The organism is Plantactinospora sp. KLBMP9567 (assembly GCF_033446045.1).
In the GTDB taxonomy this organism is placed as follows: domain Bacteria; phylum Actinomycetota; class Actinomycetes; order Mycobacteriales; family Micromonosporaceae; genus Plantactinospora.
Genome location: NZ_JAWQRR010000003.1, coordinates 131,288 through 157,014, shown reverse-complemented (window position 1 = coordinate 157,014; position 25,727 = coordinate 131,288). Strand labels below are relative to the sequence as shown.

Below are 25,727 nucleotides of genomic sequence, written 5' to 3'. Positions count from 1 at the left end.
AGCCGCCCTTTCTATCGCCCGGTGATGCCGCTGGCCCGCTCGACGGCAAAGCGGATGACTACGCGTCCGTCGGCATGAATGCCTTCGTTGAATGCTTCCCAGTCCGGGTACTCGCCGCTGAGCGCGCTGTGGAGGCCTACCAGGGCCTCACGATCCAGGCCCAGGGCTGGAGGCAGGATCTCGGCCGTGCCCTCGATGTGTACCCATGGCCCGAAGAACGGGCTGGTGAAGACGCATGCAGAGACCTGCGGACACCGCTGTAGGTTACGGGTCTTGGCTCGCGCACTGGTCGTGCTGAGCACGACTCGGCCGGTGCCGTCAAGTGCGACGATGACCGGTGAAAGCTGGGGATGCCCGTCCTTGCGGAAGGTGCTGAGAACGGCGTGGTGATGGGTTCGCAGAAATTCGCGGGCCTGTGCAGGGTCCATTTCTTCTCTTCCGGTCAGGCAGGTGCTCGCTGCGCGAGAGGCGTACTACCGGCCGGTGCCGGCTGAGTGCGCCTCGGTAAGGAGTGCTGCGGTGGTGAGGATGGCGCCGAGTTGAGCGCCGAGCAGGCGGTGGAGCGGCACGGGTGTGCACGGTGCGTCAGCATCAGCGTCATTCACCCAGTCCGTGAACAGGTCGTCGAGGGCGTGGCGGGCATCCTGGACGGCCGGCGTGTGAGCGCCGCGGCTGGCCTCTTCGTCGAGCAGCCGCAATGCAGTACCGCAGGCGCGCAGCCGAAGGGTGTGGGCGGTCTGCCGCGCGGCGAATCGTTCGGCGACGGTGGCCAGGGCGTCACCGGCCTGCCGTGCCTGCTCGCGAAGCGCTGCGGCCAGGGCGCTGGCAGTCCGGCGAACGTCGGCCAGGGAACGGGCGAACGGCGAGCCAGGAGTGGTCATCATTTCGAGTACCGGATCGATGGCCTCGCCAATCTCCGGGGAGACCGCTTGCAGCATGTCGGCCGTGGCGGCCAGCACGCCGGAGCACCGCTGATCGCACGTGGTTTCCTCAGCGCTCTGCGGGCTGGCCCAGAGAGGCACTTCGATGACGAGGGGAAAGGCGCCGCGCCGCCCGGCGTAGTGCAGGCTGAAAGCGCCCATCGGACCGCCGATCCCGGTCATGGCGTGATGGGCTGCTCTCAGCGACGGGACGGCGAACACGCCGGGGCGGATGCGCCTGGTGCCGGGCAGTTCGGCATCACCGACGTGAAGCGGGATGCCGGTCCATGCGGACAGGCCGGCCAGCGCGTCAGCGATGTCAGGCCGCTCCTCGCCGATGTAGTAGTACACGCCGCCGAACTCGGCGTTGTGCAGCGAGCACATCAACTGTGGCCGAAGAGTATCGATCGCGTGCATCAGCGCGCGGGATTCGGGCAGCCCGGCATCCGAGCCACCCGGAAGCGGGAACGTCCACTCCACCTGCTCGCGCAACGGTGGCCGGTAGTGCCGGCGGGCGTAGTGCCGGCGTGTGAGTGGGCCGACATACCAGTCTTCGTTCAGCCGCGCGCCGTCGGGGTCGACGCAACCGATGAGATGCCAGGTGCAGTCCAGCCGTTCACGGAGGGCCTCATCGGTGCAGAGCAGTTCGGCCAAGTACGGAACGGTGAGAAAGCCGGCCGGCTCGTTGGGATGCGGGCCGGCGAACACCAGCACATCGCACGGGCCAGAACCGATGCTCAGCAACTCGATGGGCCTGCCCTCACGGGAGGTGCCGACGCGCTGGCGGCACGCCAGGTCTGGATAGCGGTCCGCTATCGCGGCCAGCCGCTCCCCAACCTGGTCGGGACCGGGAAAGCAATGCTGGCGCGGGATGCCGTCCAGAATCGCGGCGAACTCCGAATCCATGGATAATGACATTACTTGGATAAGGACGCTATCTCAAGGAGAACGATGGCAACGCGAGCGCAGATCCAGCAGAGGAACCGGCAGGCGCTGCTGGAGGCCGCGATCGACCTGATCGCCACCCAGGGATACCGGGCCGCGACCGTCGAGGCGATCGCAGCCCGGGCCGACCTGACGACCGGCGCGGTGTACTCAAGCTTCGGCGGCAAGCGGGAGCTGTTCTATGCAGCCATCGCCTCCTGCCGGGATGAACTGCTACCTCACCTGAAGGTGAACCTGCCGCCTCGGTGCACGGCGGCCGAGGTACTCCACCGCTTCGGCACGGTGATGGCCGGTGCCGCGGCAACGCCCGGCCTCCGGCGCCTGTACCTGTTCGAGCTTGAACTGACGACCCTGGCCTTGCACGACAGACGCTTCGCCGACCAGGTGCGCCAGGACGGCGACCCGGTCGTCGACACACTCGGCACAGCCCTCACCGGCCGGCCAGCCGCGCACGGCGTCATCCTCGACAAGCTATCGGCGCAGCGAGTCGCAACCGCGGCCGCCGGGCTCGCCCGCGGTCTTCTCCAAGGCTGCCTCTTGCGAGACATCCCCGCCGACGCCAGCCTGATCGCCGACGCGTGCGCCGCGCTCGACAATATTCCACCCGCTAACACCGCTGACCGTCCCGCCGCTCATGCCACCGAACCGCAAGCACCGCCACAACCGCATTAACCAACGCGCATAGCCGGGTCGAAGCGGTCGATCGACTGCTGGCACCGGATCTACCTCAACGCGTACATGCCGGAGCTGCAGACCGGTCCACCCCACGGGATGGACTGCTCAGCGCCGACCCAGCGCCGCGGGCGGCAGCCCGGTGTACGCCCACTCCCCCAACGCCGACCGGTCCACCAGCCCGATTCCCAACTCACGGGCCAGCCGCAGTCCGTCACCGGCCGCGAAGAACCCGTTGGTGACGATCACACAGATCTCGCCCCGGTGAATGCTGCGGCAGGTGCCGGCGAAGCGCTGGATCGCCGCACTGCCCACCCGGTTCCCCGTGCTGTGCCGCTTACACTGCACGACCACCCGGCCCCCGTCCCGGGCGACAGCCGTGATGTCCGCGCCCCGGTCGGCGGCACCGCCGCAGACGGTCACCCGGGAGAATCCCGACCTGCTGAGCAGGGCAGCCACCCAACGCTCGAAATCCGGCCCGGTCATCGTGTCGGTCGTCTCGACGTGCCGGGCCCGTACCGCCGCGTCGGCCTCCTCGCGGAACCGCGCCCTGACCAGCAGGGTCAGGATCCCGGCGCCGGCCGCTACCAGGCCGACCGCGATGGCCAGGGCCCGGACCGGATGCCGCTGGACGAAGTCCACGACCAGCCAGCCCAGCACCAGCGCGCCGGCCACTCCGGCGAGCCACCAGCCCGACCGGTCCGACGCCGGGTTGCCTCCCCGGCGTCGGCGGGTGTACGAGCGGCGGAGGCGCGGCCGGCGCGTACGGGATCGGTAGTGTCCCCTGACCCGGGTGCCGTCCCGGCGGGTGTACGACTGCACTCGCGGCATCAGGCCTCCTGGCCGGGGATGGACGACAGCCGACGCACCACTCGCGGTGTCACATTCCAGAGCTGCGTACGTCCGACGACGTGAGGTGGGGCATCGGCCGGCCTCCCGCTCGCAACCGCGTCGCTCCGCACTGGACCTTCGAGGGTATCGACGGCGGACAAGGTGGCCGGGTCGGCGTTCGACCGAGGGCTTCGCCGACCGTCCGAAGGGGTGGTAGTCCGCCACTAGAATGAGCCGGCCGCAGTTCGTCGACCGGTGAGGACGGCAATGACCTACTACGTGGAGATTCCGGTCGACGACGACAGCACGGTGCTGGTCGAGGTGACCCACCAGGTCACCGGAGTCGCGCCGGCCGGTCGTCCCCGCGAGGTGGTCGCCCGGCTGTCGGAGACGTTCGGCGAGGCGTTCGACCGGTTCCACCGGCTCGCCCAGAGTGCGGCCGCACGGGCCCGCGATGCTGGCGGGGCCGACCGGGTGGCGATCGAATTCGGTCTCAAGGTCGCCGCGAAGGGTGGTTTTGTGGTCGCCGAGACCACCGGCGAGGCGCACATGAAGGTCACCTTCGAGTGGAACCGCCGCGCCGAACCGGTTCCCGGCACCGCTGAGCCGGACCGGGGCGCCCCCGAGGAGCAGGCCGCAGACCCCGACCACACGTCCGACCGATCGGCCGTCGCGGACCCGCCGACGACCGCCGGCTGACCAGCCCGGCGGGACACCTACGCCGCGCCGTGGTAGAAGAAGTCGCCCAGCCCGACGGTGAAGACCAGCAGCCCGTACAGGGCGTGTTCGACCGAGGCGACCAGCAGCGAGCCGGTGCGCTGGTAGCGGCGGGCGAAGAGCCAGCCTCCGGCCAGGGTGGCCAGCACCGACAGGGCGTTCCCGAAGATCAGGTGGACGAACCCGAAGGCCACGGCACTGGCCGCCACCAGCCAGCGCCCGGAGCCGAAGACCGGGGCGTACCGGTGCATCAGGAAGCCCCGGAAGATCAGCTCCTGCGGATAGACGGAGAAGAGCGGGTAGAAGACCATGATCGCTGCCCAGAGCAGCGGCGACTGCCGGGGCAGCGCGAAGAGCCGGTCCGGGGCGAGCACCGCCAGTGCCGCGACCGCCAGTACGGCGGCGACCGTCCACAGCCGGAGCATCGGGAGCCACTCGGCACGCAGCGCCGCCCGGCCCCACCAGCTCCGCCGGTCGAAGTCCGGGCGCCGCCACAGGTAGCCGGCGGCGAGGCCGGCCAGCAGGAGCAACGGCGGGATCGGGCTACCCGGACTGCCAGCCAGCACGTAGCCGAGCACCGCGCCGAAGAAGAGCAGCGTGTACTCGACGGCCAGGTAGCCGCGGCGGGCGGCCGTGGGCGGCACGGCGGGCGGTCCGGCGGCCGGAATCAGGTCGGCGGTCACCCACGAAGGGTGCCCTGCCGAGGTGAACAGCGGGCGACCCGCTACACCGGCGACCGGCGCTGCCTGAGGACGGCGCGGACCCGGCGCCGCCGCCACGCGTCGACCCGGCCGAGCAACCTCCGCGACCGCCCTACCAGCTCCCCGGAGCGCCCGAGCACCGTCCGTGAGCGTCTCACCAGCATCCGCGCAGGCCCGGACACCAGAGGTGAACGTCGTGCCAACTCCCGCGAGCGCCCGGCCGGCATCCGGGCCGGCCCGGCCGGCCTCCGCCCCGCCCAGCGGGTCAGCAGCCAGCCGACCAGGGCCAGGTCGAGCAGCGCTCCTGGGACCTTGGTCTTGGTGACCAGTCCGAGGCTGTCCGGCAGGGTGAGGAAGACCAGCCCGGCGGAGCCGGCGTCGAGCAGGGTACCCAGCCGTCCCCGGGGTGCGGCGGCGGCCAGCACGGCGACCCCGGCAAGGGCGTACCAGGCGTAGAAAACCGGGCCGAGCAGCGCGGTGGCGAGCAGTGCCACCCCGGCCGCCGGTACGGCGACCGCGACGCCGCCGCGCAGCGCCCGGCGCCAGGCGAGCAGCAGGACGGCGCCGAGCGCCGCCAGCCCCAGCAACCGGGCGACCTCGACGGCGCCGCCGAACGCCTCGGGCCGGCCCGCCGCGCGTAGCCCGTAGCCGACCGCCATCCCGACCCCGGTCGGAATCGACGACCACTGCACGCTGCCGGCGGTCGCCGGCCAACTCCGGACGAAGCCGAGGCCGTGCCCGGTCACGCCCGCCAGCAGCAGGACGGTGCCGAGGGTCGCGCCGGTCAGGACGGCACCCGCCGCGACGCGACGCCGGCCGGTGCGCGCCCAGGGTACGACCGCGAGCGCGAACGGTACCGCCACCAGGGCGGTGGCCTTGACCGAGGCGGCGGCCCCGAACGCGACGCCGGCAAGGGCCAGCCGGCCGACCACGGTACGCAGCTCGGCCGCGGCCAGCAGCCCGAGTACGACCAGCCCGGCGAGCAGAGCGTCGTTGTGCGCCCCGGAGACGACGTGTACCAGCGGCAGCGGGCCGATCGCGCCGAGCCAGACCACCCGGGCCGGGTTCCCGCCGCAGTGCCGGGCCAGCCGGGCGCCGGCGGCGGCGGCCAGCAGCACGCCGACGATCGCCACCAGCCGCAGCACCGTGACGGCCAGCGGCAGGCTGCCGGCCGACACGCTCGCGGCGACCCCCTCGACGAGCAGCCAGAGGGAGCCGTACGGCGCGGGCGTGTCCCGCCAACTCGGCGCGACCCAGTCCAACCACCGGCACGGCAGCGCGTCCGGCCCCACCGCGTACGGGTCGAGCCCGGCCCGGACGATCTCGCCCTGACAGGCGTACGCGTAGACGTCGGAGCTGCCCAGCGGCGGCGCCAGCAGCAGCGGCACCGCCCAGAGCGCGCCGGTACCCAGCAACCAGCCCGGCGCGGCGACGGTGCGCAGTCGCCACCAGACGGCGGCCAGTCCACCGGCGCCGACCAGCCACAGCCCGACGCCGACCGCCCAGCCCGGCCCCCGGTCGGTGGCCGAGCCGGCCAGGTGGGCGCTGGCGGCCATGAGTGCGCTGCCGAGCAGGCCCAGCCAGCGCAGTCGGGCCGGTGAGAGGCTCTCCCGCATTCGCGCAGGGTTACCGGGGCAGGTGAACCTCCGACCCGCTCCCGGCTACCTGCCGGCGAACATCCGCCGACCGTCCGCCGACCGCGGACAGCCCCGAACATCCGCCGACAGTCCGGCGCGCACCGGCGACGGGAACGGCCGGCGAGTCAGCGGAGTCCGGCGGAGCCGGGCGCGCCGGCGTACTCGGGTTCGCGGTCGAGTGCCGGGTCGGCGGAGCGGGCGCAGATCGAGCCGAGGATCTCGGCGGCCCGGATGGCCGTGTTGGAGAGCAGCGAGGAGGAGATGCCGTGGCTGTGTTCGGTGCCGCCCTGGAGGTAGATGCCGGCCCGGACCTCCGGGCCGGTCCGCAGCCGGTAGTCGCGGTCGACCAGTGCCCGCCCGGCGTTGTCCCGCAGGCACACCTGCGCCGCCTCGCCGAGCAGGTCGAACGGGTCGACCGGCCGGTATCCGGTGGCGAAGACCACCACGTCGGTGTCGAGCACCGTCTTCTCGTTGGTGACCAGCGACTCCACCACCATCCGCACCCCCTCGGGGGTACGGACCGTCTCGACCAGCCGGGACAGGTTGAGGATCCGGAGCCGCTCGACGCCGCGTACCTTCTCCTGGTAGACGCGCCGGTACAGCTCGTCGATGAGTTCCTGGTCGACCACGGAGTAGTTGGTGTTGCCGTGGTAGGCGAGCATCATCTCCTTCACCTCGGGCGGAGCGGTGAAGTATTCCTGCACGGCCGCCGGGTCGAAGATCCGGTTGGCGAAGGAGCTGTCGTCGGCCGGGCTGTAGCCGTACCGGGAGAAGACCGCGCAGACCTCGGCGGCGGGGAACTCCCGGTGCAGGTGGTCGACGGCCTCGGCCGCGCTCTGCCCGGCGCCGACCACGACGAACCGGGACGGCTCCGACGGGACCAGGCCGCGCAGGTTGGGCAGCAGGTCGCGGCTGTGCCAGACCCGGGTGTCCAAAGTGATCCCGTCCGGCAGGTACGGCCGCAGCCCCACGCCCAGCACCAGGTTGCGGGCCCGGTAGCTGACCGGGGCGGCGGAGCAGGGGCCGGCCTGGGCGAGTACCTCGTAGTGGTCGAGTTCGCCGTCCCGCCAGACCGGGCGTACGTCGACCACGTCGTGCCCGTACCGGACCATGTCGTCGACCTGGGCCGCCGCCCACTCCAGGTAGTCGTGGAACTCGACCCGGGACGGGAAGAGGTTCTTGTGGTTGATGAAGTCGATCAGCCGACCCCGGCTCTGTAGGTAACAGAGGAAGCTGAACCCGCTCGCCGGGTTGCGCAGCGTCACCAGGTCCTTCAGAAACGACACCTGCATGGTGGCGTCGTCGAGCAGCATCCCCCGGTGCCAGCCGAAGCTGGGCTGGCGCTCCAGGAAGACGGCGCTGTCGATCCGGCCGGGGCCGGCGGTCGCCTCGCGGATGGCGATGGCCAGGGCGAGGTTCGACGGGCCGAAGCCGATGCCGAGGAGATCGTGGACCTGGGAATCGTCGCTGCGATTGGTTCGTGACATACCTGTCCCATCAGTCTGCCGGCCGGTCGGCGGCGTGGTGGAGGACTGGATCCCGTACGGACCCGGTGCGGCTGGCGCGGACGGTCGACCATCCGTGGCATTTAGGTTAGGCTAACCTACACCAAGGTCAAGAACAATATGGACCACCTGACCAGTGCGACCAGGGCGAGACAGACCGACCGAAGAGGAGACCGTCGATGCGGGTTGTGATGTTCGGCTACCAGACCTGGGGGCACCGCACCCTACAGGCGCTGCTGGACTCCGAGCACGAGGTGACCCTGGTCGTCACGCATCCGAAGAGTGAGCACGCGTACGAGAAGATCTGGGACGACTCGGTGGCCGAACTGGCCGAGAAGCACGAGGTACCGGTGCTGCTGCGCAAGCGACCCGGTGATCCCGAGCTGCTGGAGCGGCTCCGGCAGGCGGCACCCGACGTGATCGTGGCGACCAACTGGCGTACCTGGATCCCGCCGGAGATCTTCAACCTGCCGCCGTACGGAACGCTGAACGTGCACGACTCGCTGCTGCCGGCGTACGCCGGGTTCAGCCCGCTGATCTGGGCGCTACTCAACGGCGAGCGCGAGGTCGGAGTCACCGCGCACCTGATGGACGAGACCCTCGACGCCGGCGACATCGTGCTGCAACGCGCGATACCGGTCGGCCCGACCGACACCACCACCGACCTGTTCCACCGCACGCTGGAGCTGTTCGGCCCGATCACCGTGGACGGACTGGCGCTGATCGCCTCAGGACGCACCGACTGGACCCCGCAGGACCGGTCGAAGGCGAGTTTCTTCCACAAGCGCTCGCTCGAGGAGAGCCGGATCGACTGGAACTGGCCGGCCGAGGAGCTCGAGCGGCTGGTGCGGGCGCAGTCCGACCCGTACCCGAACGCCTTCACCCACCACGACGGCGCGCGACTGCGGATCCTGGCGGCCCGGGTCTCCGAGGCCCGCTACGGCGGCACGCCCGGCCGGATCTTCTACCGCGAGGGCGACGGTGTGGTGATCGTGGCCGGCGCCGACGCGCGGCGCGGGCAGCGGCCCGGCCTGGCGATCACCCGGGTACGCACCGACGACGGCCAGGAGTACGCCGCCACCGACTACTTCCGGACCATGGGCGGTTACCTGACCCGCTACCCGGACGGCCGGCTCTAGTGCGGTGTGTTGGCGGTGCTCGGCCCGGACCGCCCGTCCCGACACCAACAGACCCTGCCCGTCCGGGCCGGCGACCGCGTACGGATGGATCGCCCCCAAATCCACCCCCGCCACGGGTCCGGACCACACCCCGGCTCGTATTCCGCCACCGGAACCTCGGCAGTCACATCAAGGAACAGCCGGCCACCCTCGCAAGCAGCGTGACCGACCGGACCCGGTCGGCCGGGTAGGACAGATGTCGGGCCAGCCGCAGCCAGAACGGGCGGGTGCCACGTGCGGTCGGGACCCGCACCCGACGGGCGTCCAGGATGAAGGTGCCGTGGTACCAGCGCACCGGCAGCAACCCACGCCGACGACGCGGAAACCGGACCGTGGCGTCGCCGACTATCACTCGTTACCTATCGAATGTCAATAGGTCAACCGCCAGCGACCTGCGGCCGTTCGGCCTGCGTACCCACGCTCAGAGGCGGCGGACCTGCTTCCGGTACGGGCCGGGGCGTCCCGTCCACGAGTCGCGGAACTGGCGGGGAGTCATCCCGTACGTCCGGGCGAAGGTACGAGCGAAATGCGCCTGGTCGTGGAAGCCGGTCAGCACGCTCGCCTCGGCCAGCGGCACGCCGCGCCGGATCAGCTCGCACCCGTGGTCGAGCCGCAGCCGCAGGTGCAACGCGTGCGGCGGCAGTCCGAAGTGTGCGACGCAGGCCCGGGTGACGCCGAACCGGCTGGTACCGGTCACCCCGGCCAGCGCGGCCAGCGTGACGTTCTGGTCGAGGTGCGCGGCGAGGTGGTCGCGCGCCGGCTCGGCGATCGCGGCGGCCCGGACGGTGCCCGGAGGCGGCGCCGCACCGGCGACCTTGGCCAGCGCCAGCACGAGGTCGAACAGGCCCGCCTCGCAGGCCAGCGCCGGGGTCGGCCCTTCGAACAGCCCGAACAGCTCCACGTAGCGGTGGGCAAGGCCGGGATCGGGCAGCACCGGTGGGTCGAACCGCAGCCGCACCGGGTCGGTCACCTCGGCGACCAGATCCACCGGTACGCACATCACCCGCCACCGTCCGTCGGGGTCGTCCGGCGTGCCGGCGTGGGCCGTACCGGGATGGTGCACGACCAGCCGGCCCGGTGGCACCCGGTACCCGGCGTCGCGGCGCCGCACCGTACCGCCATGCCCCTCCAGCAGCACCAGCTTGAAGTCGTCGTGCACCGCGTCGCGGTACGCCTGCGCCGGGCCGACCAGCAGCACCACGTCGGTCAGGTCGTCGCGCCGCCACGGCCCCCGGCCGGCCGGCGGCCCCTGCTGGGGCGTAGCTGCGGAAACCATGACGACCGAGCCTACGGCCGCCGACCGAAGAGCTACCGAAAGGCCGTACCCGACCCGACGCCTCCGCCCGGCCCGGGTCGCCGGGAGCCTTCAGGCGGGATCGGTGGGCAGATGATCGACAACGTCGTACTCCACCAGCACCGGGCCGTCGTCCCCGTCAACCCAGGTGCTGAACGACGCGTTGGCGACCGGGCCGGCGGCGACCACGGCGCACAGCTCGGCCAGCGACAGCCGCTCGATCAGGTGACGCAGCATGAGTACCACGGAGTCGTGGGCGACCAGCAGCAGTCGCCGGCCGGCGTGGGAGGTGCGCAGGTCGGCGAGGAGCGGCGCGAGCCGGTCCCCGACGTCGAGCAGCGATTCGCCGCCGGGCGGCCGGTACCGGAGTTCGTCGGTTTCCCGCCGGCGGGCGGCCTCGCCCGGGAACCGTACCCCGATCGCGGCCCTCGTCAGCAGCTCCAGCTCGCCCATCTCGCGATCCCGCAACCGGTCGTCGATGAGCGGCGCCGGCAGCCGGACACCGGCCGCGTCGGCAGCCGCCACCGCGAACCGCCAGGTCTGCCGCGCCCGCCGGTAAGGCGAGCAGATCACCACCTCCGGCCGCTGCCCCGCCGGCAACCCCGCCAGACGCCGCCCGACCGCGGCGGCCTGCCTCTCGCCCAACGGCGACAGCGGAATGTCCCGGTCCCGGCCGACCAGACCCGTCTCGCCGTGACCGGCCGCTTCGGCCACGGCGAACGCCACGTTCGCGGTGCTCTGGCCGTGCCGCACCACCGTCAGGTCGAGACCGCGGATCCGGCGGTCGCCGTCCGGGCCGCCGGACGCGCCCGCGTGCACGCCGTCCGTCGACGCGAGCGGGCGGGGCGCCTCGTCCAACACCACCTCGTCACCACCGACGGCCGACGGCTCGGGATCCTATCCGGACCAGCGTCCCACACCTCGTTCCGGTGCGACGCCGTCCGCCCCGCTCGGACCGCCGCCGAGCGGCGTTGACCCCCGCCCGGACCGGGGGTCGAGGATCCGGATTCGTGGCGCGCCGCGCCGGGCCGGCGCTCGCCCTGGGCAGGTCCCGCGCGAAGCGGCGGTGCTGCTCCGCCGCTCCATGCCGGCCGCCGCACGGCAGTCTCATCGCGGATCGCCACGACCAGCACGCCCGACGGCTTCTAAGTTCCGGCCGCGCACGTCGGGACGGAGGCGGTGGTGGCAGGATCTCCCGGATGGAGTACGCCCTGCCGCCCGATGCGGCCGCTCCCCTCGGCCAGGCGCGTCGGGTCGTCGTCTTCACCGGCGCCGGGATGTCGGCCGAAAGCGGTGTGCCGACCTTCCGCGATGACCTGACCGGGCTGTGGGCCCGCTTCGACGCCATGCAACTCGCCACCCCGGAGGCGTTCCACACCGACCCGGACCTGGTCTGGGGCTGGTACGAGTGGCGGCGCGCCCGGGTACGGCGGGCCAAGCCCAATCCCGGGCACCTAGCCACGGCCGCCATCGAGGCTCTGGTCCCGGACACCGTGGTCATCACCCAGAATGTCGACGACCTGCACGAGCGGGCCGGCTCCCGATCCCCGGTCCATCTGCACGGCAGCCTCTTCGCGCCCCGCTGCATCGCCGAGGACGCCCACCCGGCGGCCCTGCCAGAGACGCCGCACGGCGAGACCGCCGGACCGGACGAGGGCGGCCGGGTGCCACCGCCCCGTTGCAGACACTGCGGCGCGCTCGTCCGTCCCGGTGTGGTGTGGTTCGGGGAGGCACTGCCCGAGGCGGCGTTGACCGCGGCGGTCGAAGCCGCGGTGAGCTGCGACGTCCTGCTGACGGTCGGTACCTCTGGTGTCGTCTATCCCGCCGCCGAGATTCCCCGGATCGCGGCACGCTCCGGCGCCACCGTTATGCAGGTCAACCCGGAACCGACACCGCTTGACGAGGTCTGCGCGATCAACCTACGCGGCACCGCGGCCCACGTGCTGCCCGCCCTCGTCGCCGCCGCACGGGACGCCATCGGGACGACGTGATCCGCCGGACGGGACCCCCATCGGGACGAGGTGATCCGCCGGACGGGACGGACCCGCCCGACCTGACATCGGTGAGCCCCAGCTGACGTAGGTGCGCGTCACATGACGTAGGTGAGGCTGACCCAGAAGACGAGTGCGGAGGCGGCGAGCAGCCCGCCGAGGGTGGTCGCCATGAGCACCAACGCCGGGGCGATCCGGACCCGGACCCGCAGCAGCAGGTACACGCCGATGGCGGCGATGAAGGCGATCACCGCGAGGTAGACCACGAGCAGGAAGCTCGCGGCGACGACGGCAGCCGCACCCGCGGCGGCCACACCGGCCCGGCGTGGCCCGAGGTCGCGCAGGAAGACAGGGTAGGCGACACCGGCGGCGAAGACGGCGACGAAACCCAGCACGGCCGGAAGGGCGAGCGTGGCGAGGTAGAGCATCAACAGGAAACTGGCGGTGATGCCGATCGTCACGGCTCCGGCGGCCCCCGCGGCGCGCCGCGGGCCGAGGTCGCGAAGAAGAACCAGGTAGGCGACGGCGCCAGCGCAGATAGCCGTGCCGCCGATGAGGATCGCGAGGGACGAGTCCACGTTCTTCCTTCGGGTCTGGGGACGAGCGGTCGTCGGACCCTGGGAATCGTACGAAACCTCCGCACCCCCGGAGGTTCCCCGCCGTACGCTGGCCGCTCGCCCGGCCCTCCGCACGCTCTCGGGGCCCGGGATGCGGACGACCGGTGCGGCGGGAGATCGCTCCGACGTCCCGACGACGCCCCGGAGCAGGCCAGCGCAGAGCTCGGGCCTACCGGTCCGCCGTCGCCCCGGTCCTCGATCACTACCGGACGCTCGGCCGGCTGACGTCCGTCGACGCGACCCGCACACCGGACGGGATCGTCGCCGGGAGCATCACCGCCCCTTCGGGCCGGAGCAACACGGTCGACCGTCCGGTGAGGTCGGTCGTCCCGGCGGCGAGGCACGGGCGAGGCGCCTGCCGGCATGGCAGGGTAATCGCCGTGACATCGACCCTTCCGCCCGACGTGAGCGGATAGCCGGTCCCGACGGACGCCCGGCAGGCGGCGGCTGCCACCGGTCAGCACCGCCCGGAGCGACGGACGGTGCGCGGCCACCCGGTTCCGGCGGGTACGGGCACGGGTGTTCGCAGGTGGCGTCCTGGACCATGCGGACCGGATCGCGAGCACGGCCTGGATCAGCGCGGCGTGGGTCAGGGTCTGCGGATAGTTGCCGAGGTGGGCGCCGGTGACCGGGTCCATCTCCTCGGCGTAGAGACCCAACGGGCTCGCCCGGTCAAGGAGTGCCTCGAACAGCTCGACCGCCTCGACCCGCCGTCCGGTGGCGGCGAGGGCCTGAGCCAGCCAGAACGAGCAGGGTAGGAAGGCGGCCTCCGCGCCGGGCAGGCCGCCGACGCGGGCCCGCTCTCCGAGGCGCGTCCCGGATCGGCCATCGGCCCGCCTCCCCGACTCCCGAGTGGGTCGCACGGCATCGGGCACGCCCGGCTCCGGCGCCACCACGATCCTGATGGTTCATCCGGATTTCCACCGTAAGCGCCATGGCCCTCCGACGCCGCGCGGCTCGCCGTACCGACGACGAGCCGCGCTCCCCGATCGACGAGGAGCGGGTACTACCGGGAGGCTCCGGCGCGCCGCTTGGTCCAGACGTCGAAGGCCACCGCCGCGAGCAGTACCGCACCCTTGACCAGCATCACCCGCTCGCTGGGCGCACCCATCAACGACATGCCGTTGTTGATGACGCCCATGATCAGACCGCCGGTGATCGCCCCGACCACCTTGCCGACGCCACCCTGCACGGCCGCCCCGCCGATGAACGCCGCCGCGATGGCGTCGAGCTCGAAGGCGTTGCCGGCGGTCGGCCCGGCCTGGTTGAGCCGGCCGGCGAAGATGACTCCGGCAAGCGCGGCCAGTACACCCATGTTGACGAAGATCCAGAAGATCACCGACTTGACCTTGACGCCACTCAGGGTCGCGGCCTGGAGGTTGCCGCCGACGGCGTAGATCTGCCGGCCGAAGACGACCCGGCTGGTCAGCAGCGAGTACGCCAGGATCAGCCCTGCGAGCAGGATCAGCACCCAGGGCAGGTTCTTGAACCGGGCCAGCTGCACGATCACCGTCATCACCACGACGCCGGCCAGGACGAGCTTGAGGACGAAGAGCGGAAGCGGCTCGACGCTCTGCTGATAGCCGAGTCGGGCCACCCGGCCGCGCCACTGCACCAGCACGATGCCGGCCATCGCCGCGATCCCGACCAGCAGGCTGAACAGGTCAGCCCCGCCCAGCGGGCCGAGCCCGACGTTGCCCAGATAGCCCTCGGTGAAGCCGTTTGCGAGAGTACGCACCGGGTCCGGGAACGGGCCGATGCCCTGATTGCCGAGGACGGTCAGGGTGAGCGCCCGGAACAGCAGCATGCCGGCCAGGGTCACGATGAAGGCCGGGATGCCGAAGTAGGCGATCCAGAACCCCTGCCAGGCACCGATCAGCCCGCCGGCGACGAGGGTGATCAGCAGGGCCAGCGGCCACGGTACGTCGTGTTCGACCATCAGCACCGCCGCGATCGCCCCGGTGACCGCCACCACCGAGCCGGCGGAGAGGTCGATGTGCCCGGCGATGATGATCAGGATCATGCCGATCGCCAGGATCAGCACGTACGAGTTCTGCACGACGATGTTGGAGATGTTCTGCGGCTGGAGCAGTGCCCCGTCGGTCAGCACCGAGAAGAGCAGCACGATCAGCGCGAAGGCGACGTAGATGCCGCTCTGCCGCAGGTTCACCGACAGCCGGCGGCCGGCGCCGCCGGCCGGGGCGGACGGTTCACCGAGACCGGGTCCGCTCACCGCGACGTCGGCGTTGGTGGGTGCGGTGGCGCTCATCGAGGTCTACTCCTGTCCGTTCGTCGGGTCGCCCGGCCGGCCGGCGGCCGCCGGACCCGGATCGCCCGAGCTGGTGCGGGCGTCGCCGTGGTCGGCCTGGCCCTTGGTCATGTACCGCATCAGGTGCTCCTGGGTCGCCTCCGCGCGGGGCACCTCGGCGGTGACCCGGCCGGCGGAGAGGGTGTAGATGCGGTCGCAGAGGCCGAGCAGTTCGGGCAGCTCCGACGAGATGACCAGAATGGCCTTACCCTCGTCGGCGAGCCGGTTGATGATCGAGTAGATCTCGTACTTGGCGCCGACGTCGATGCCCCGGGTCGGCTCGTCGAGGATCAGCACGTCGGGATTGGTGAAGATCCACTTCGAGAGTACGACCTTCTGCTGGTTGCCGCCGCTGAGCTTGCCGGTCACGCTCAGCACGCTCGGCGCCTTGATGTTCATGCTGGCCCGGTATTCGTCGGCGACCTGGTATTCCCGGTGGTCGTCGACCCAGCCGCGCCGGGCCAGCCGGGTCAGGCCGGCGGCCGAGACATTCCGCTTGATGTCCTCGATCAGGTTGAGGCCGTACCGCTTGCGGTCTTCGGTCGCGTACGCGATTCCGTGCCGGATCGCGTCCCGCACCGACCGTACGCTGATCTCCCGGCCGTCCTTGACCAGCCGGCCGGAGATGTCCGTCCCGTACGAGCGCCCGAAGACGCTCATCGCGAGTTCGGTACGGCCGGCGCCCATCAGCCCGGCCAGCCCGACGATCTCGCCGCGCCGCAGCGTGAGGTTGGCGTTCGAGACCACCACCCGGCCGTGTTGGCTGGGGCTGTGCACCGTCCAGTCCTCGATCCGCAGCACCTCGCTGCCGATGCGCGGCTCGCGCGGCGGGAACCGGTGGTCGAGGTCCCGGCCGACCATCCCGGAGATGATCCGGTCCTCGGTCACCTGGTCGGACTCGGGGTCCAGGGTCTCGATCGTCCGGCCGTCCCGCAGGATGGTGATCCGGTCGGCGATCGCCGCGATCTCGTTCAGCTTGTGCGAGATGATCACGCAGGTGATGCCCTGGTCACGCAGGCCGCGCAGCAGGTCGAGCAGGTGCGCCGAGTCCCGGTCGTTGAGCGCCGCGGTGGGCTCGTCGAGGATGAGCAGCCGGACTCGCTTGGAGAGCGCCTTGGCGATCTCGACGAGCTGCTGCTTGCCGACACCGATGTCGCTGACCTGGGTCACCGGGTTCTCGTAGAGTCCGACCCGGGCCAGCAGCTCGGCGGCCTCGTGGTTGGTCCGGTTCCAGTCGATCAGGCCGCGGCTGGCCCGCTCGTTGCCCAGGAAGATGTTCTCGGCGATCGAGAGCTGCGGGCAGAGCGCCAACTCCTGGTGGATGATGACGATCCCGCGCCGCTCGCTGTCCCGGATGTCGGAGAACTCGCAGGGCTCGCCGTCGAAAGAGATCTCCCCGGAGTACGAGCCGTGCGGGTAGACCCCGGAGAGCACCTTCATCAGGGTGGACTTCCCGGCGCCGTTCTCGCCGCAGATCGCGTGGATCTCACCCCGGCGCACCGAGAGGCTGACCTCGTGCAGTGCCCGTACCCCGGGAAAGGTCTTGGTGATGTCCCGCATCCGCAGAATGTCGTCGGTCATGCCAACGGATCGCCTCCAGGGTCGGTGGGTCGGCCGGTGTCGCCGGTCGGGCCGGCATGGCGCGGCGGCCGCCTCGGGGATCGACCCGGGGCGACCGCCGCGACCGTACTACTGGAGCTGCTCCGGCTTGTAGTACCCGGTGTCGATCAGCGTGGCCTTGTAGTTGGCCTTGTTGACGATCACCGGGTCGAGCAGGAAGGAGGGCACGACCTTGTTGCCGTTGTCGTAGTCCTTCTCGTTGTTGACTTCGGGCTTGCTTCCCTTGAGCACCGCGTCGGCCATCTTGACCGCCACCTCGGCGAGCTGCCGGGTGTCCTTGTAGACGGTCGAGTACTGCTCACCGGCGATGATGGACTTCACCGAGGCGACCTCGGCGTCCTGGCCGGTCACGACCGGGTACGGCTGCCCGGCCGTGCCGTAGCCGTTGCTCTTCAGCGCCGACAGGATGCCGATCGACAGCCCGTCGTACGGCGAGAGCACCCCGTCGACCTTCGTGCCGCCACCGTACGTCTTGGTCAGCAGGTCCTCCATCCGGCGCTGCGCCGTGCCGGCGTCCCAGCGCAGGATGGCGACGGTCTTGAAGTCCTTCTGCCCGCTCTTGACCACCAGGGTGCCCTTGTCGATGTACGGCTGGAGCACCGACATCGCGCCGTTGAAGAAGAACGTGGCGTTGTTGTCGTCCGGCGAGCCGGCGAACAGCTCGACGTTGAACGGTCCCTTGGCGGTGCCGTCGCTGCCGTCGGAGTTCTTCAGCTTCAACCCGACCAGCAGCGAGGTCGCCTGCTGCACCCCGACCTTGAAGTTGTCGAAGGTGGCGTAGTAGTCGACGTTCGGGCTGTTGCGGATCAGCCGGTCGTACGCGATGACCGGGATCTTGTTGTCCGCCGCGTTCTGCAACTGGGTGGTGATGGCGGTGCCGTCGATCGAGGCGATGATCAGCACTTTGGCGCCCTTGGTGATCTGGTTCTCGATCTGGTTCACCTGGGCCGGGATGTCGTTCTCGGCGTACTGGAGGTCGACGGTGTAACCGAGCTTCTCCAGACCCGCCTTGACGTTGTTGCCGTCGTGGATCCACCGCTCGGAGGACTTCGTCGGCATGGTGACCCCGACGAGCGCCCCGGCGTTGTCGCCGGAGCCGGCCTCCTGGTCCACGGTCTTGGTACTCGATCCGCACGCGGTGAGCGTGGCGGCGAGCGTGGCGGCGCTGGCCACCGCCGCGAGCCGGACGAATTTCATCTGGTCCTCCATTTCCTGGTACGGCGTGCGGGTTTCCGGTCCGCCGCCGGCCCGGGTCACGGGACGGCCGGCGAGGTGGCGGGGCGGGCCCGCCCGGGCGATGCTGCCCCGGCGCGGGCCTAACGGGTCAGGGTCAGCCCCGGCCGGGCAGCCCTTGGGCGAGTCGGTGGTATGCCTGGTTCCAGCGCAGCCGGTCCCGGAAGTCCGCGGTCGTGGTCCGCTCGTCGATCAGCACCAGCTCGGTGTGCAGCATGTCCGCGAAGTCGCGCAGCGTGGCCGCGCCCACCGCCTGGGTCAACACGGTGTGGTGCGGCCCCCCGGCGGTGAGCCACGACTCGGCGGAGGTGCTCAGCGACGGTGCCGGCTTCCACACCGCGCGGGCGACCGGGAGCCGGGGCATCGGCTCGTCCGGCGGCACCACCTCGATCTCGTTGGCGACGAGGCGGAACCGCTCACCGAGGTCGGCCATCCCGATCACCACCCCGGGACCGGGAGTGGCGTCGAAGACGAGCCGGACCGGGTCCTCCCGGCCGCCGATGCCGAGCGGGTGGATCTCGCAGGACGGCCGCCCACTCGCGATGCTGGGGCAGACCTCGAGCATGTGCGCGCCGAGGATCTTCGGCTCGCCCGGTCCGAAATGGTAGGTGTAGTCCTCCATGAACGAGGTGCCCCGGGAGGACCCGACGCCCATCGCCTTGACCGCGGCGAGCAGCGTCGACGTCTTCCAGTCGCCCTCGCCGCCGAAGCCGTAGCCGTCGGCCATCAACCGCTGCACGGCGAGCCCGGGAAGTTGCCGCAGCCCGCCGAGGTCCTGGAAGTTCGTGGTGAACGCCCCGAAGCCGCCTTCGGCGAGGAACTGCCGCAGCCCGGCCTCGATCCGGGCCGCGTACCGCAGCGACTCGTGCCGGTCGCCGTCCTTGGCCAACTCGGGGGCGAGCCGGTAGGTGTCGGCGTACTCGCCGACCAGGCGCTCGATTTCCTGGTCGGCGACCCGGTCCACCACCTCGACCAGGTCGTTGACCCCGTAGGTGTTGACCGAGACGCCGAACCGCAGCTCCGCCTCCACCTTGTCGCCCTCGGTGACGGCGACGTCGCGCATGTTGTCACCGAAGCGCGCCAGCCGGAGGTTGCGCAGGTGCGCGAGGCCGAGCGCGGCGCGGGCCCACTCGTCGATCCGGGCCACCACGGTCGGGTCGGAGGCGTGCCCGGCGACCGTCTTGCGGGCCAGTCCGAGTCGGGTCTGGATGAACCCGAACTCGCGGTCGCCGTGCGCGGCCTGGTTGAGGTTCATGAAGTCCATGTCGATGGACTCCCAGGGCAGCGCCTCGTTGAGCTGGGTGTGCAGGTGCAGCAGCGGCTTGCGCAGCGCGTCCAGGCCGGTGATCCACATCTTTGCCGGCGAGAAGGTGTGCATCCAGGCGATCACGCCGAGGCAGCCGGGGTCGGCATTCGCCTCCAGCAGGACAGCGCGGATCGCCGACGCCTCGGTCAGTACGGGTTTCCAGACGATGTCCGCGACGATCTGACCGGAGCCGGTGAGCGTGCGCAGAATCTGCTGCGACTGGGACGCGACCTGGTCGAGGGTCTCCGGACCGTACAGGTGCTGGCTCCCGGTGAGGAACCAGATCTGCGGATGCGTGGCCGGCGGCATGTCCACCTCTCCTACTTGGGGCATGGCTCCTGCCAGCCCCGACTGTCTGGTCGCGATCACGTCGCGAGCCGAGTGTTACCGCTAACATTGGAGCAGTCAAACCGTACACCGTAACGCTTCAGTAACGGGAGCGCGGTAATCCGCAGGCCGTGCGTTGAGGCGTCGAACGGTCGGTCCGGGACGTCGAACGGTCGGTGCCCGACCCGGCACCCCGGGGTACTCCGGCCGCCCCGGTCGGTCTCCGGCCGATCAGCGCCGCCATCGCAGGAACGACCAACCGGTCGACGGTCTCGTCGGGGCACAGGTGCGCCGGTTGCCGGGCAACGGGCGGGTGCTCAGTCCGGGGGCGCCGCCGGAGCGGGCGGGAACGGTATCGAGGCGTCGTATTCGTGGTGCGCCACGACCTGGAACCCGTTGCGGAGCAGCAGGGCCGCCGTCACCCCCTGGCCGGGGACCCGGTTCCGCCGGAACGTCCCGTCGCTGATCTGCCGGCAGCCGCAGGACGGGCTGTAATCCTGGAGTACCGCCCCGACCGCCCCGGATGCCTGGGCGATCCGCAGGGTCCGCCGGGCACCCGCCAGGTACGCCTCGGTCACGTCCTCGCCCCGGTGGGTCAGCACCCGGACGCGGCCGTCCAGTACGTCGAATCCATCCCCGCCCACAATCTCGGCACGGTCGCGCGGGGTCGGCAGCCCGCCCATCACCTCCGGACAGACCAGCCGGACCCGGGCATCGGCGCCGGGCGCCACCTCCTCCTTCGCGGCGCCACCGTCGTACGCGCAGCAGGTCCCGGCCAGGCAGGCGCTCATCAGGAACAGTGGCCTGCCCTCCTGGGCGAAGGTGGTCGGGGTGTTGTCGGTACCACGCGTTGCGTCCATATCCGGTCCTCCGCGATTCGCCAGCAGATCGGCGCGGAACACCGCGCCGCCGGACAGAAGTCCGGAACACGGCGCTACCGACAGAAGTCTAGGCGTCCGGCCGAAACTCGAACCGCCGCAACGAACCGGGGCCGGACGGGCGGCAGCAGACGGCGCCGGGCGGAAGGGAGCGGAACCGGGCGGGACCGGGCACGGGACGGGCGGCACCGTGCGGAAGCAGGCGGCACCGTGCGGAAGCAGGCGGCACCGTGCGGAAGCAGGCGGCACCGTGCGGAAGCAGGCGGCACCGTGCGGAAGCAGGCGGCACCGTGCGGAAGCAGGCGGCACCGTGCGGGAGCAGGCAGCACCGACGGGACGCCGGAGGGCGAAGCGCGGCTGGGGGCGGCGGGCGCACAAACGGGGCAGCTCGACAGTGCGCCACGGAGATGCTGCCCGGTCGGCCGGAGCCCGAATGGACCTCGCCGGCACCGGGTATCGGCAGGTGGACGGCCACCGAACGCGGAGCCGACCGCCGACGCGAGGAGACGCGAACATGACTGCCGCCACCCGGCCCATGCTGGCCACCTACCCGGGAGAGATCAACCTCGACCGCGACCTGCTGGCCAGGTCGATCGACGCGTTGCTCGCCTGCGCCCAGGCCTGCACCTCGTGCGCGGACGCCTGCCTGAGCGAAGCGGACGTCGCCCAGCTCGTCAAGTGCATCCGGACCGACCTGGACTGCGCCGACGTCTGCTCCACCACCGCGCGGGTGCTGTCCCGGCACACCGGCTACGACGCGAACCTCAGCCGCAGCCTGTTGGAGGCGTGCGCGACCGCCTGCCAGTCCTGTGCCGACGAGTGCGAGCGGCACGCCAAGATGCACGAGCACTGCCGGATCTGCGCCGAGGCCTGCCGGGTCGCTGAACGAGCCTCCCGGGAAGTACTGGCGGCGATGAGCCGCTGAGCGGTCCGACCGCCCGACGAGGGTCAGCGGCCCTCGCGCGTCAGTCGCGTCGCCGGTCAACGGGCGGCCCGCTCGGCGGCGGCGTGCCACCAGCCTGGTGGAGACGGTCCCGTGACCGTCGAGGTCAGCTGGTCCGGATGCAACCCGAGCCGGCGCAGTGCCTCCGCCCGCACCCGGACGTCGTACCAGCCGCGCCACCGGCCGTCCGGTCCGGGGCCGCAGGCCAACCCGCACCGGACGTCGTCGGAGTCGAAGGGCATCCAGTCGATGCCCCGGTCACGCAGTCAACCGCGCAGCGCGGCCGCCGGGTGCAGCCGACCGGTGTTCTCGAACGCCAGGACGCGGATCCAGGCCGGAGTCGGTGCGGTCATGCCGCTCATTCTGCCCCGTTCGGCCGCGCGCGAGCCACCGGGATAACACCGGACTAGTTTGGTGCCGTGACCACCGACCCCGGAAAGCAGACGCCGACGCGGACCCTGCTGGTGCCGGGACGCGGTCGCCCGAAGTCGGAACACTGGTTGCGGCGCTGGGCCGACGCACATCCGGAGTACCGGTGGGCGCCCTATCCGCCCGGTCCGCCGTTCACCCTGTCGGACCGGGTCGCCGCGCTACACGAGGCCGTCCGCGCGGCACCGGACCCGGCGGTGCTGGTGGCGCACAGCGCCGGCTGCCTCACCGTGGCGGCCTGGGCGGCCCGGCACACCGGCCCGATCCGGGCTGCCCTGCTCGTCACCCCGCCCTACCTCGACCCGGCGTGGGAGCCCGACCCGAACCGTCCACCGGACGACAGCGTCTACGGCCCGGTGCCGCGTACCCGGCTGCCGTTTCGGTCGATCGTGGTGGCCAGCCGTACCGACCCGTACACGACGTTCGCACAGTTCGCGGAGTACGCCGAGGACTGGGGCGCGGAGCTGTTCGACGCGGGCGACGCCGGACATGTCGAGACCGCGAGCGGCTACGGCCGCTGGCCCGCCGGTGAGCGGCTGCTCGCCAAGCTCCACCAGGAGCCGGATTGAACAGCTCGGACGCCTTGGGCACCGTCCACTTCGCCCCTGTCGCACCCGACACCCTGAGTCAGTACCCATGTACTATCACCGGACGACTGCGGCGGGCACTACACGACCACCGGGCCTCCGGAGGGGCCTCGGGCGCACTGGTCACGCCTCGCTAGGATCCGCACAGAGCGAAGCGGAAGTGGGTTGGGATGCAGCCAGTGGGTCCGTACCAGTTCATCGAGGCGGTCAGCCTGTGCCAGGTGGGCAGCGTCTGGTCCGCCATCGACGGGCAGGGCAACTCGTACACGGTGGCCGTGCTGGACGCCGCCGTCGCGGGTGACCAGCGCTGGCGGGACGCGTTCGTCGGCACCGCCCAGGCGCTGGCGCAGCCCGGTGCGGGCGGCCCCCGTTACGTGCACGCGGAGTTCGCCGCTCCCGCACCGTGGGTCGCCTACGCCGCCAGCGAGACCAACGGCGGCGAACGACTCTTCGCGGCGCTGGGCATGGAGTGCCGGCCCGCACAGGAAGGACTGGGCGACGGCGAGTCGCCGACCATGAAGACCGCCGCCGTCACCGCGCAGACGACCACCGGAACGCCGGACGGCTCGCCCACACCCGACAACGACGAACTGGCCACCCCCACGACCAGGCTGACCCCGGGTGTGGCGCCACCCAACCCGTGGCAGGCCGGGCCACCGCAGTCATCGCCGCCGGTGAACGCGACCCCGACGTCGTCGCCGCCGCACCAGACCCCGGCCCCGCCGCACCAGACCCCGGCCCCGCCGCACCAGGCTTCCGTGCCACCGGACCAGAGTTCGGCGCCGCCGTACCAGGTTTCCGTGCCACCGGACCAGAGTTCGGCGCCGCCGTACCAGATCTCGGTACCCCCGGACTCGGTCTCCGGGCCGCCGCAGCCGCTTCCGGAGATGCCGCGCGCTTACCCGGCCGACACGTCGGCGAACGCGTCCGGGTACGACCCGCTCTACTCGCCGGTGCGGCACATCGTGCCCTCCGAGCCGAAACCACGCCGCAACGGGCTCTGGATCGGCATCGCGGCACTGGTCGTGCTGCTCCTCGTCGGCGGTGGAACGACCCTGGCCCTGACCGTCGGCGACGACGGTCCCGCGCCGCCGGCCACGACCCCGCAGGCGGTCAGCCCCACCCCGTCGGCGGTGGCGATCCCGACCGCCCCGCCGGTCGCGCCGGGCAAGGAGCCGCCGAAGGAAGTGAAGTGGCCGACGGACTGGCCGAAGTTCAATCCGAGCTTCCCGTTCCACACCCTCGAAGTGGAGGGGCTCGGTTTCCCGCTCAAGACTCCGCAGGCCTGGCAGTGCACACCGGCCGGACAGGCCGAGGGGTACGCGAAGTACAACTGCGGCGTACCCCCGGGCTCGGGACCCGAGATCGGGGGCGAGTTGGTCGTCCGGTCCTGCACCCCGTGCGACGGGGACACGCGGTTCAGGATGCGCCTGGCCGAGGAGGCGTGGGGGCTGCAGTGGAACCGCGCCGGAGGGTCGGCCCTCTACGCCGAGTCGTTCCAGCTCGAGGGCAATCCCGACCGGCGGTACGGCTTGGTCCTGATCGGCTACTACCGCACCGGCACCAATGTCGACCGGCAGATCGTGCTCCGGATGACCTCACCGGTGGACGGTGCCGGCCAGATTCGCCGGGTCGCGAACTACCTGCGCGATACGCTGATCTTCTGAATTGAAGATCAGCGCTATTCCGATTGCCATCCACGCGTTGCCGAGAACGGATTCGGGTCGTCAGTGAGCAGAGACGTCCATCGCGGCGCAGAGAACGCCTCGTCTCACCGGGACACCGACGCCGACCGGCGTGGCCGGTCGCACCCACGGCGAATCCTGCAAACTTCCCGCACACCGCTGTTCGCGGTGGCACTCGCAGGCATCGTCGTCGGCATGGCCGGCCCGCCCGCGGCCGCGGCGCCGGGGCTCACCCCGAACGAGCCGGCGACCGCGGTGGCCGGTAGGAGCACCGTCTATCTCGAGGCGACGTTCACCGGCTACCTGCGGTACGCCGCACCGGACGGCACCAGCCGGCAGGAGCGGGTCACCGTACACCGCCGGTGTGGTGGCGTGATAGTCAACCCGGACGGACACGTCGCCACCGCCGACGGCTGCGTACGTCCCGACGAGCGGGAACTGCTGGCCGAGGCCCGGTACGCGCTGGCCCAGGCCATGGTCGAGGCGGAACGGCTCCCCGCCGACGGGCTGGAGGATTTCGTCCGCGTCATCGGCGAGACGGCCAGTTTCTCGGGCCCGCGTCCCGGCACGAAACCCTCGTCGGCGCTGTGGGGGCAGTTGGGTGTCGCCCGGCCGGGAATCACCGCCGAACCCGCGATCCGGGCCAGCGTGGTCGAGCCGGATCGGGGTACGGCGCAGCAGAGCCTGGCCCTGGTCAAGCTCTCCCGCTCGGGTCTGTCGGCGATCGAGGTCGGCGCCGGTGCCGGCCCCGAGCCGGGCAGCGAAGTGGTGGTCCTGGGCTACGGGCCCGACGAGCCGGAGACCGGATCCGGCGACTACCGGCAGCGGGCCCGGCCGGTCGAGGCCAGCGACTGGAGCGGACCGGACCGGCTGGCCGGCGACGGCCTCGGACCCAGCTTCCGGGGCAGTCCGGTGCTGGACACCGACGGGCGGCTCCTGGCGATCCTGGACAGCGACCCGTCGACCACCGACGGACGCAGCCGGCTACTCGTCCCCGCCAGCGAGGTCGCCGCACTGCTCGCGGAGGCCGACGTCGCGAACCGGTTGAGCGAGGTCGACCGTGCGTACCGGGACGGGCTGCGGGCCTACTTCGCGGGACAGTTCTCCACCGCTGTCCGCCGGTTCGACGAACTCCTCCGCCTGGCGCCGTCGCACAGCTCCGCACAGACGTACCGGGAACGGGCGCAGCACCGGCTCGAGGTCGACGGCGACGCGGTCGAGAACTCGGCGCACTGGCTCCGCTATCTGCTCTCGGCGGCCGCGGGAGTCCTGCTCATCGTCGCCGCCGGCCGCATCCGGCGTTTCATCCCTGTACTACTATCTGGCGCGGCTCGCCGCACGGTCCCGCGCCGGTGGAATTCCGGGCGGCCCGCTGCGCGGCCGTGACGGGGGCTCGAGGGGAG

The 25,727-nt window shown here is 71.5% G+C and carries 24 protein-coding genes and 1 pseudogene; 8 read left to right on the top strand and 17 right to left on the bottom strand.

The genetic code is table 11. The features are described from left to right. Positions 1 to 11: 11 nt before the first annotated feature. Together R6Y94_RS01420 and R6Y94_RS01415 are read right to left on the bottom strand one after the other, a co-directional pair. Complete coding sequence (locus R6Y94_RS01420; protein ID WP_318393887.1) at positions 12 to 428, bottom strand: PPOX class F420-dependent oxidoreductase; 417 nt, start codon at positions 426 to 428, stop codon at positions 12 to 14. Between the two features lie 45 nt (positions 429 to 473). After that, entirely contained in the window at positions 474 to 1,826 is a 1,353-nt protein-coding gene (locus R6Y94_RS01415; RefSeq protein WP_318393886.1) for a M14 family zinc carboxypeptidase, read from the bottom strand. A gap of 45 nt (positions 1,827 to 1,871) precedes the next feature. On the opposite strand from R6Y94_RS01415, the gene R6Y94_RS01410 reads away from it, so the two are divergent. Next, a complete protein-coding gene (locus R6Y94_RS01410; RefSeq protein ID WP_318393885.1) occupies positions 1,872 to 2,537 on the top strand; it encodes a helix-turn-helix domain-containing protein in 666 nt (221 codons plus the stop codon). Between the two features lie 108 nt (positions 2,538 to 2,645). On the opposite strand, the gene R6Y94_RS01405 is transcribed toward R6Y94_RS01410, so the two are convergent. After that, on the bottom strand, positions 2,646 to 3,368 hold the full coding sequence (locus tag R6Y94_RS01405) for a restriction endonuclease (RefSeq protein WP_318393884.1): 723 nt from the start codon (positions 3,366 to 3,368) through the stop codon (positions 2,646 to 2,648). A 267-nt stretch (positions 3,369 to 3,635) separates the two neighbouring features. Here R6Y94_RS01405 and R6Y94_RS01400 point away from each other — a divergent pair, with 267 nt between their 5' ends. Then, entirely contained in the window at positions 3,636 to 4,067 is a 432-nt protein-coding gene (locus R6Y94_RS01400; RefSeq protein WP_318393883.1) for a CU044_2847 family protein, read from the top strand. A gap of 17 nt (positions 4,068 to 4,084) precedes the next feature. Here the strand turns inward: R6Y94_RS01400 and R6Y94_RS01395 are convergent, their stop codons facing one another. From R6Y94_RS01395 to R6Y94_RS01385, 3 genes are all read right to left on the bottom strand, one after another. Further along, positions 4,085 to 4,768: a CPBP family intramembrane glutamic endopeptidase gene (locus tag R6Y94_RS01395; protein ID WP_318393882.1), complete on the bottom strand. Its 684-nt coding sequence runs from the start codon at positions 4,766 to 4,768 to the stop codon at positions 4,085 to 4,087. Positions 4,769 to 4,809: 41 nt separating this feature from the next. Then, positions 4,810 to 6,402, bottom strand: coding sequence for a polyprenol phosphomannose-dependent alpha 1,6 mannosyltransferase MptB (gene mptB / locus R6Y94_RS01390; RefSeq protein WP_318393881.1), 1,593 nt, complete (start codon positions 6,400 to 6,402; stop codon positions 4,810 to 4,812). Positions 6,403 to 6,548: 146 nt separating this feature from the next. Beyond that, positions 6,549 to 7,910, bottom strand: coding sequence for a lysine N(6)-hydroxylase/L-ornithine N(5)-oxygenase family protein (locus tag R6Y94_RS01385; RefSeq protein WP_318393880.1), 1,362 nt, complete (start codon positions 7,908 to 7,910; stop codon positions 6,549 to 6,551). 197 nt (positions 7,911 to 8,107) lie between these two features. On the opposite strand from R6Y94_RS01385, the gene R6Y94_RS01380 reads away from it, so the two are divergent. Then, positions 8,108 to 9,067 carry a methionyl-tRNA formyltransferase gene (locus tag R6Y94_RS01380; RefSeq protein ID WP_318393879.1) on the top strand — a complete coding sequence of 320 codons (960 nt, stop codon included), beginning with the start codon at positions 8,108 to 8,110 and terminating at the stop codon, positions 9,065 to 9,067. 163 nt (positions 9,068 to 9,230) lie between these two features. Here the strand turns inward: R6Y94_RS01380 and R6Y94_RS01375 are convergent, their stop codons facing one another. The 3 genes from R6Y94_RS01375 to R6Y94_RS01365 form a co-directional block, all read right to left on the bottom strand. After that, complete coding sequence (locus R6Y94_RS01375; RefSeq protein ID WP_318393878.1) at positions 9,231 to 9,401, bottom strand: hypothetical protein; 171 nt, start codon at positions 9,399 to 9,401, stop codon at positions 9,231 to 9,233. A gap of 126 nt (positions 9,402 to 9,527) precedes the next feature. After that, the gene (locus tag R6Y94_RS01370) at positions 9,528 to 10,382 is read right to left on the bottom strand and encodes an AraC family transcriptional regulator (RefSeq protein WP_318393877.1); all 855 of its coding nucleotides are present in this window, start codon (positions 10,380 to 10,382) and stop codon (positions 9,528 to 9,530) included. 90 nt (positions 10,383 to 10,472) lie between these two features. Then, positions 10,473 to 11,264, bottom strand: coding sequence for a histidine phosphatase family protein (locus R6Y94_RS01365; protein WP_318393876.1), 792 nt, complete (start codon positions 11,262 to 11,264; stop codon positions 10,473 to 10,475). A 335-nt stretch (positions 11,265 to 11,599) separates the two neighbouring features. Here R6Y94_RS01365 and R6Y94_RS01360 point away from each other — a divergent pair, with 335 nt between their 5' ends. Then, complete coding sequence (locus R6Y94_RS01360; RefSeq protein ID WP_318393875.1) at positions 11,600 to 12,391, top strand: NAD-dependent deacylase; 792 nt, start codon at positions 11,600 to 11,602, stop codon at positions 12,389 to 12,391. Between the two features lie 98 nt (positions 12,392 to 12,489). Here the strand turns inward: R6Y94_RS01360 and R6Y94_RS01355 are convergent, their stop codons facing one another. From R6Y94_RS01355 to R6Y94_RS01330, 7 genes and pseudogenes are all read right to left on the bottom strand, one after another. Continuing rightward, positions 12,490 to 12,969, bottom strand: a complete 480-nt coding sequence (locus tag R6Y94_RS01355; protein ID WP_318393874.1) for a hypothetical protein — start codon at positions 12,967 to 12,969, stop codon at positions 12,490 to 12,492. A 614-nt stretch (positions 12,970 to 13,583) separates the two neighbouring features. Beyond that, positions 13,584 to 13,871: pseudogene (locus tag R6Y94_RS44970) on the bottom strand (glycoside hydrolase family 15 protein); the annotation flags it as partial. 143 nt (positions 13,872 to 14,014) lie between these two features. After that, the gene (gene mmsB / locus R6Y94_RS01350; protein WP_318393873.1) at positions 14,015 to 15,277 is read right to left on the bottom strand and encodes a multiple monosaccharide ABC transporter permease; all 1,263 of its coding nucleotides are present in this window, start codon (positions 15,275 to 15,277) and stop codon (positions 14,015 to 14,017) included. Positions 15,278 to 15,283: 6 nt separating this feature from the next. Continuing rightward, positions 15,284 to 16,897 carry a multiple monosaccharide ABC transporter ATP-binding protein gene (gene mmsA, locus R6Y94_RS01345; RefSeq protein WP_318393872.1) on the bottom strand — a complete coding sequence of 538 codons (1,614 nt, stop codon included), beginning with the start codon at positions 16,895 to 16,897 and terminating at the stop codon, positions 15,284 to 15,286. A gap of 108 nt (positions 16,898 to 17,005) precedes the next feature. Beyond that, a complete protein-coding gene (chvE, locus tag R6Y94_RS01340) occupies positions 17,006 to 18,133 on the bottom strand; it encodes a multiple monosaccharide ABC transporter substrate-binding protein (RefSeq protein WP_318393871.1) in 1,128 nt (375 codons plus the stop codon). Between the two features lie 133 nt (positions 18,134 to 18,266). Continuing rightward, on the bottom strand, positions 18,267 to 19,808 hold the full coding sequence (gene araA / locus R6Y94_RS01335; protein WP_318393870.1) for an L-arabinose isomerase: 1,542 nt from the start codon (positions 19,806 to 19,808) through the stop codon (positions 18,267 to 18,269). Between the two features lie 311 nt (positions 19,809 to 20,119). After that, positions 20,120 to 20,662 carry a DUF523 domain-containing protein gene (locus tag R6Y94_RS01330; protein WP_318393869.1) on the bottom strand — a complete coding sequence of 181 codons (543 nt, stop codon included), beginning with the start codon at positions 20,660 to 20,662 and terminating at the stop codon, positions 20,120 to 20,122. Positions 20,663 to 21,194: 532 nt separating this feature from the next. On the opposite strand from R6Y94_RS01330, the gene R6Y94_RS01325 reads away from it, so the two are divergent. Then, entirely contained in the window at positions 21,195 to 21,605 is a 411-nt protein-coding gene (locus tag R6Y94_RS01325; RefSeq protein ID WP_318393868.1) for a four-helix bundle copper-binding protein, read from the top strand. A gap of 56 nt (positions 21,606 to 21,661) precedes the next feature. On the opposite strand, the gene R6Y94_RS01320 is transcribed toward R6Y94_RS01325, so the two are convergent. After that, the gene (locus R6Y94_RS01320) at positions 21,662 to 21,865 is read right to left on the bottom strand and encodes a hypothetical protein (RefSeq protein ID WP_318393867.1); all 204 of its coding nucleotides are present in this window, start codon (positions 21,863 to 21,865) and stop codon (positions 21,662 to 21,664) included. A 177-nt stretch (positions 21,866 to 22,042) separates the two neighbouring features. On the opposite strand from R6Y94_RS01320, the gene R6Y94_RS01315 reads away from it, so the two are divergent. From R6Y94_RS01315 to R6Y94_RS01305, 3 genes are all read left to right on the top strand, one after another. After that, the gene (locus R6Y94_RS01315) at positions 22,043 to 22,621 is read left to right on the top strand and encodes an RBBP9/YdeN family alpha/beta hydrolase (RefSeq protein WP_318393866.1); all 579 of its coding nucleotides are present in this window, start codon (positions 22,043 to 22,045) and stop codon (positions 22,619 to 22,621) included. Between the two features lie 188 nt (positions 22,622 to 22,809). Then, positions 22,810 to 24,306, top strand: coding sequence for a hypothetical protein (locus tag R6Y94_RS01310; RefSeq protein ID WP_318393865.1), 1,497 nt, complete (start codon positions 22,810 to 22,812; stop codon positions 24,304 to 24,306). A gap of 213 nt (positions 24,307 to 24,519) precedes the next feature. After that, the gene (locus R6Y94_RS01305; RefSeq protein ID WP_318393864.1) at positions 24,520 to 25,710 is read left to right on the top strand and encodes a trypsin-like peptidase domain-containing protein; all 1,191 of its coding nucleotides are present in this window, start codon (positions 24,520 to 24,522) and stop codon (positions 25,708 to 25,710) included. Positions 25,711 to 25,727: the final 17 nt, after the last annotated feature.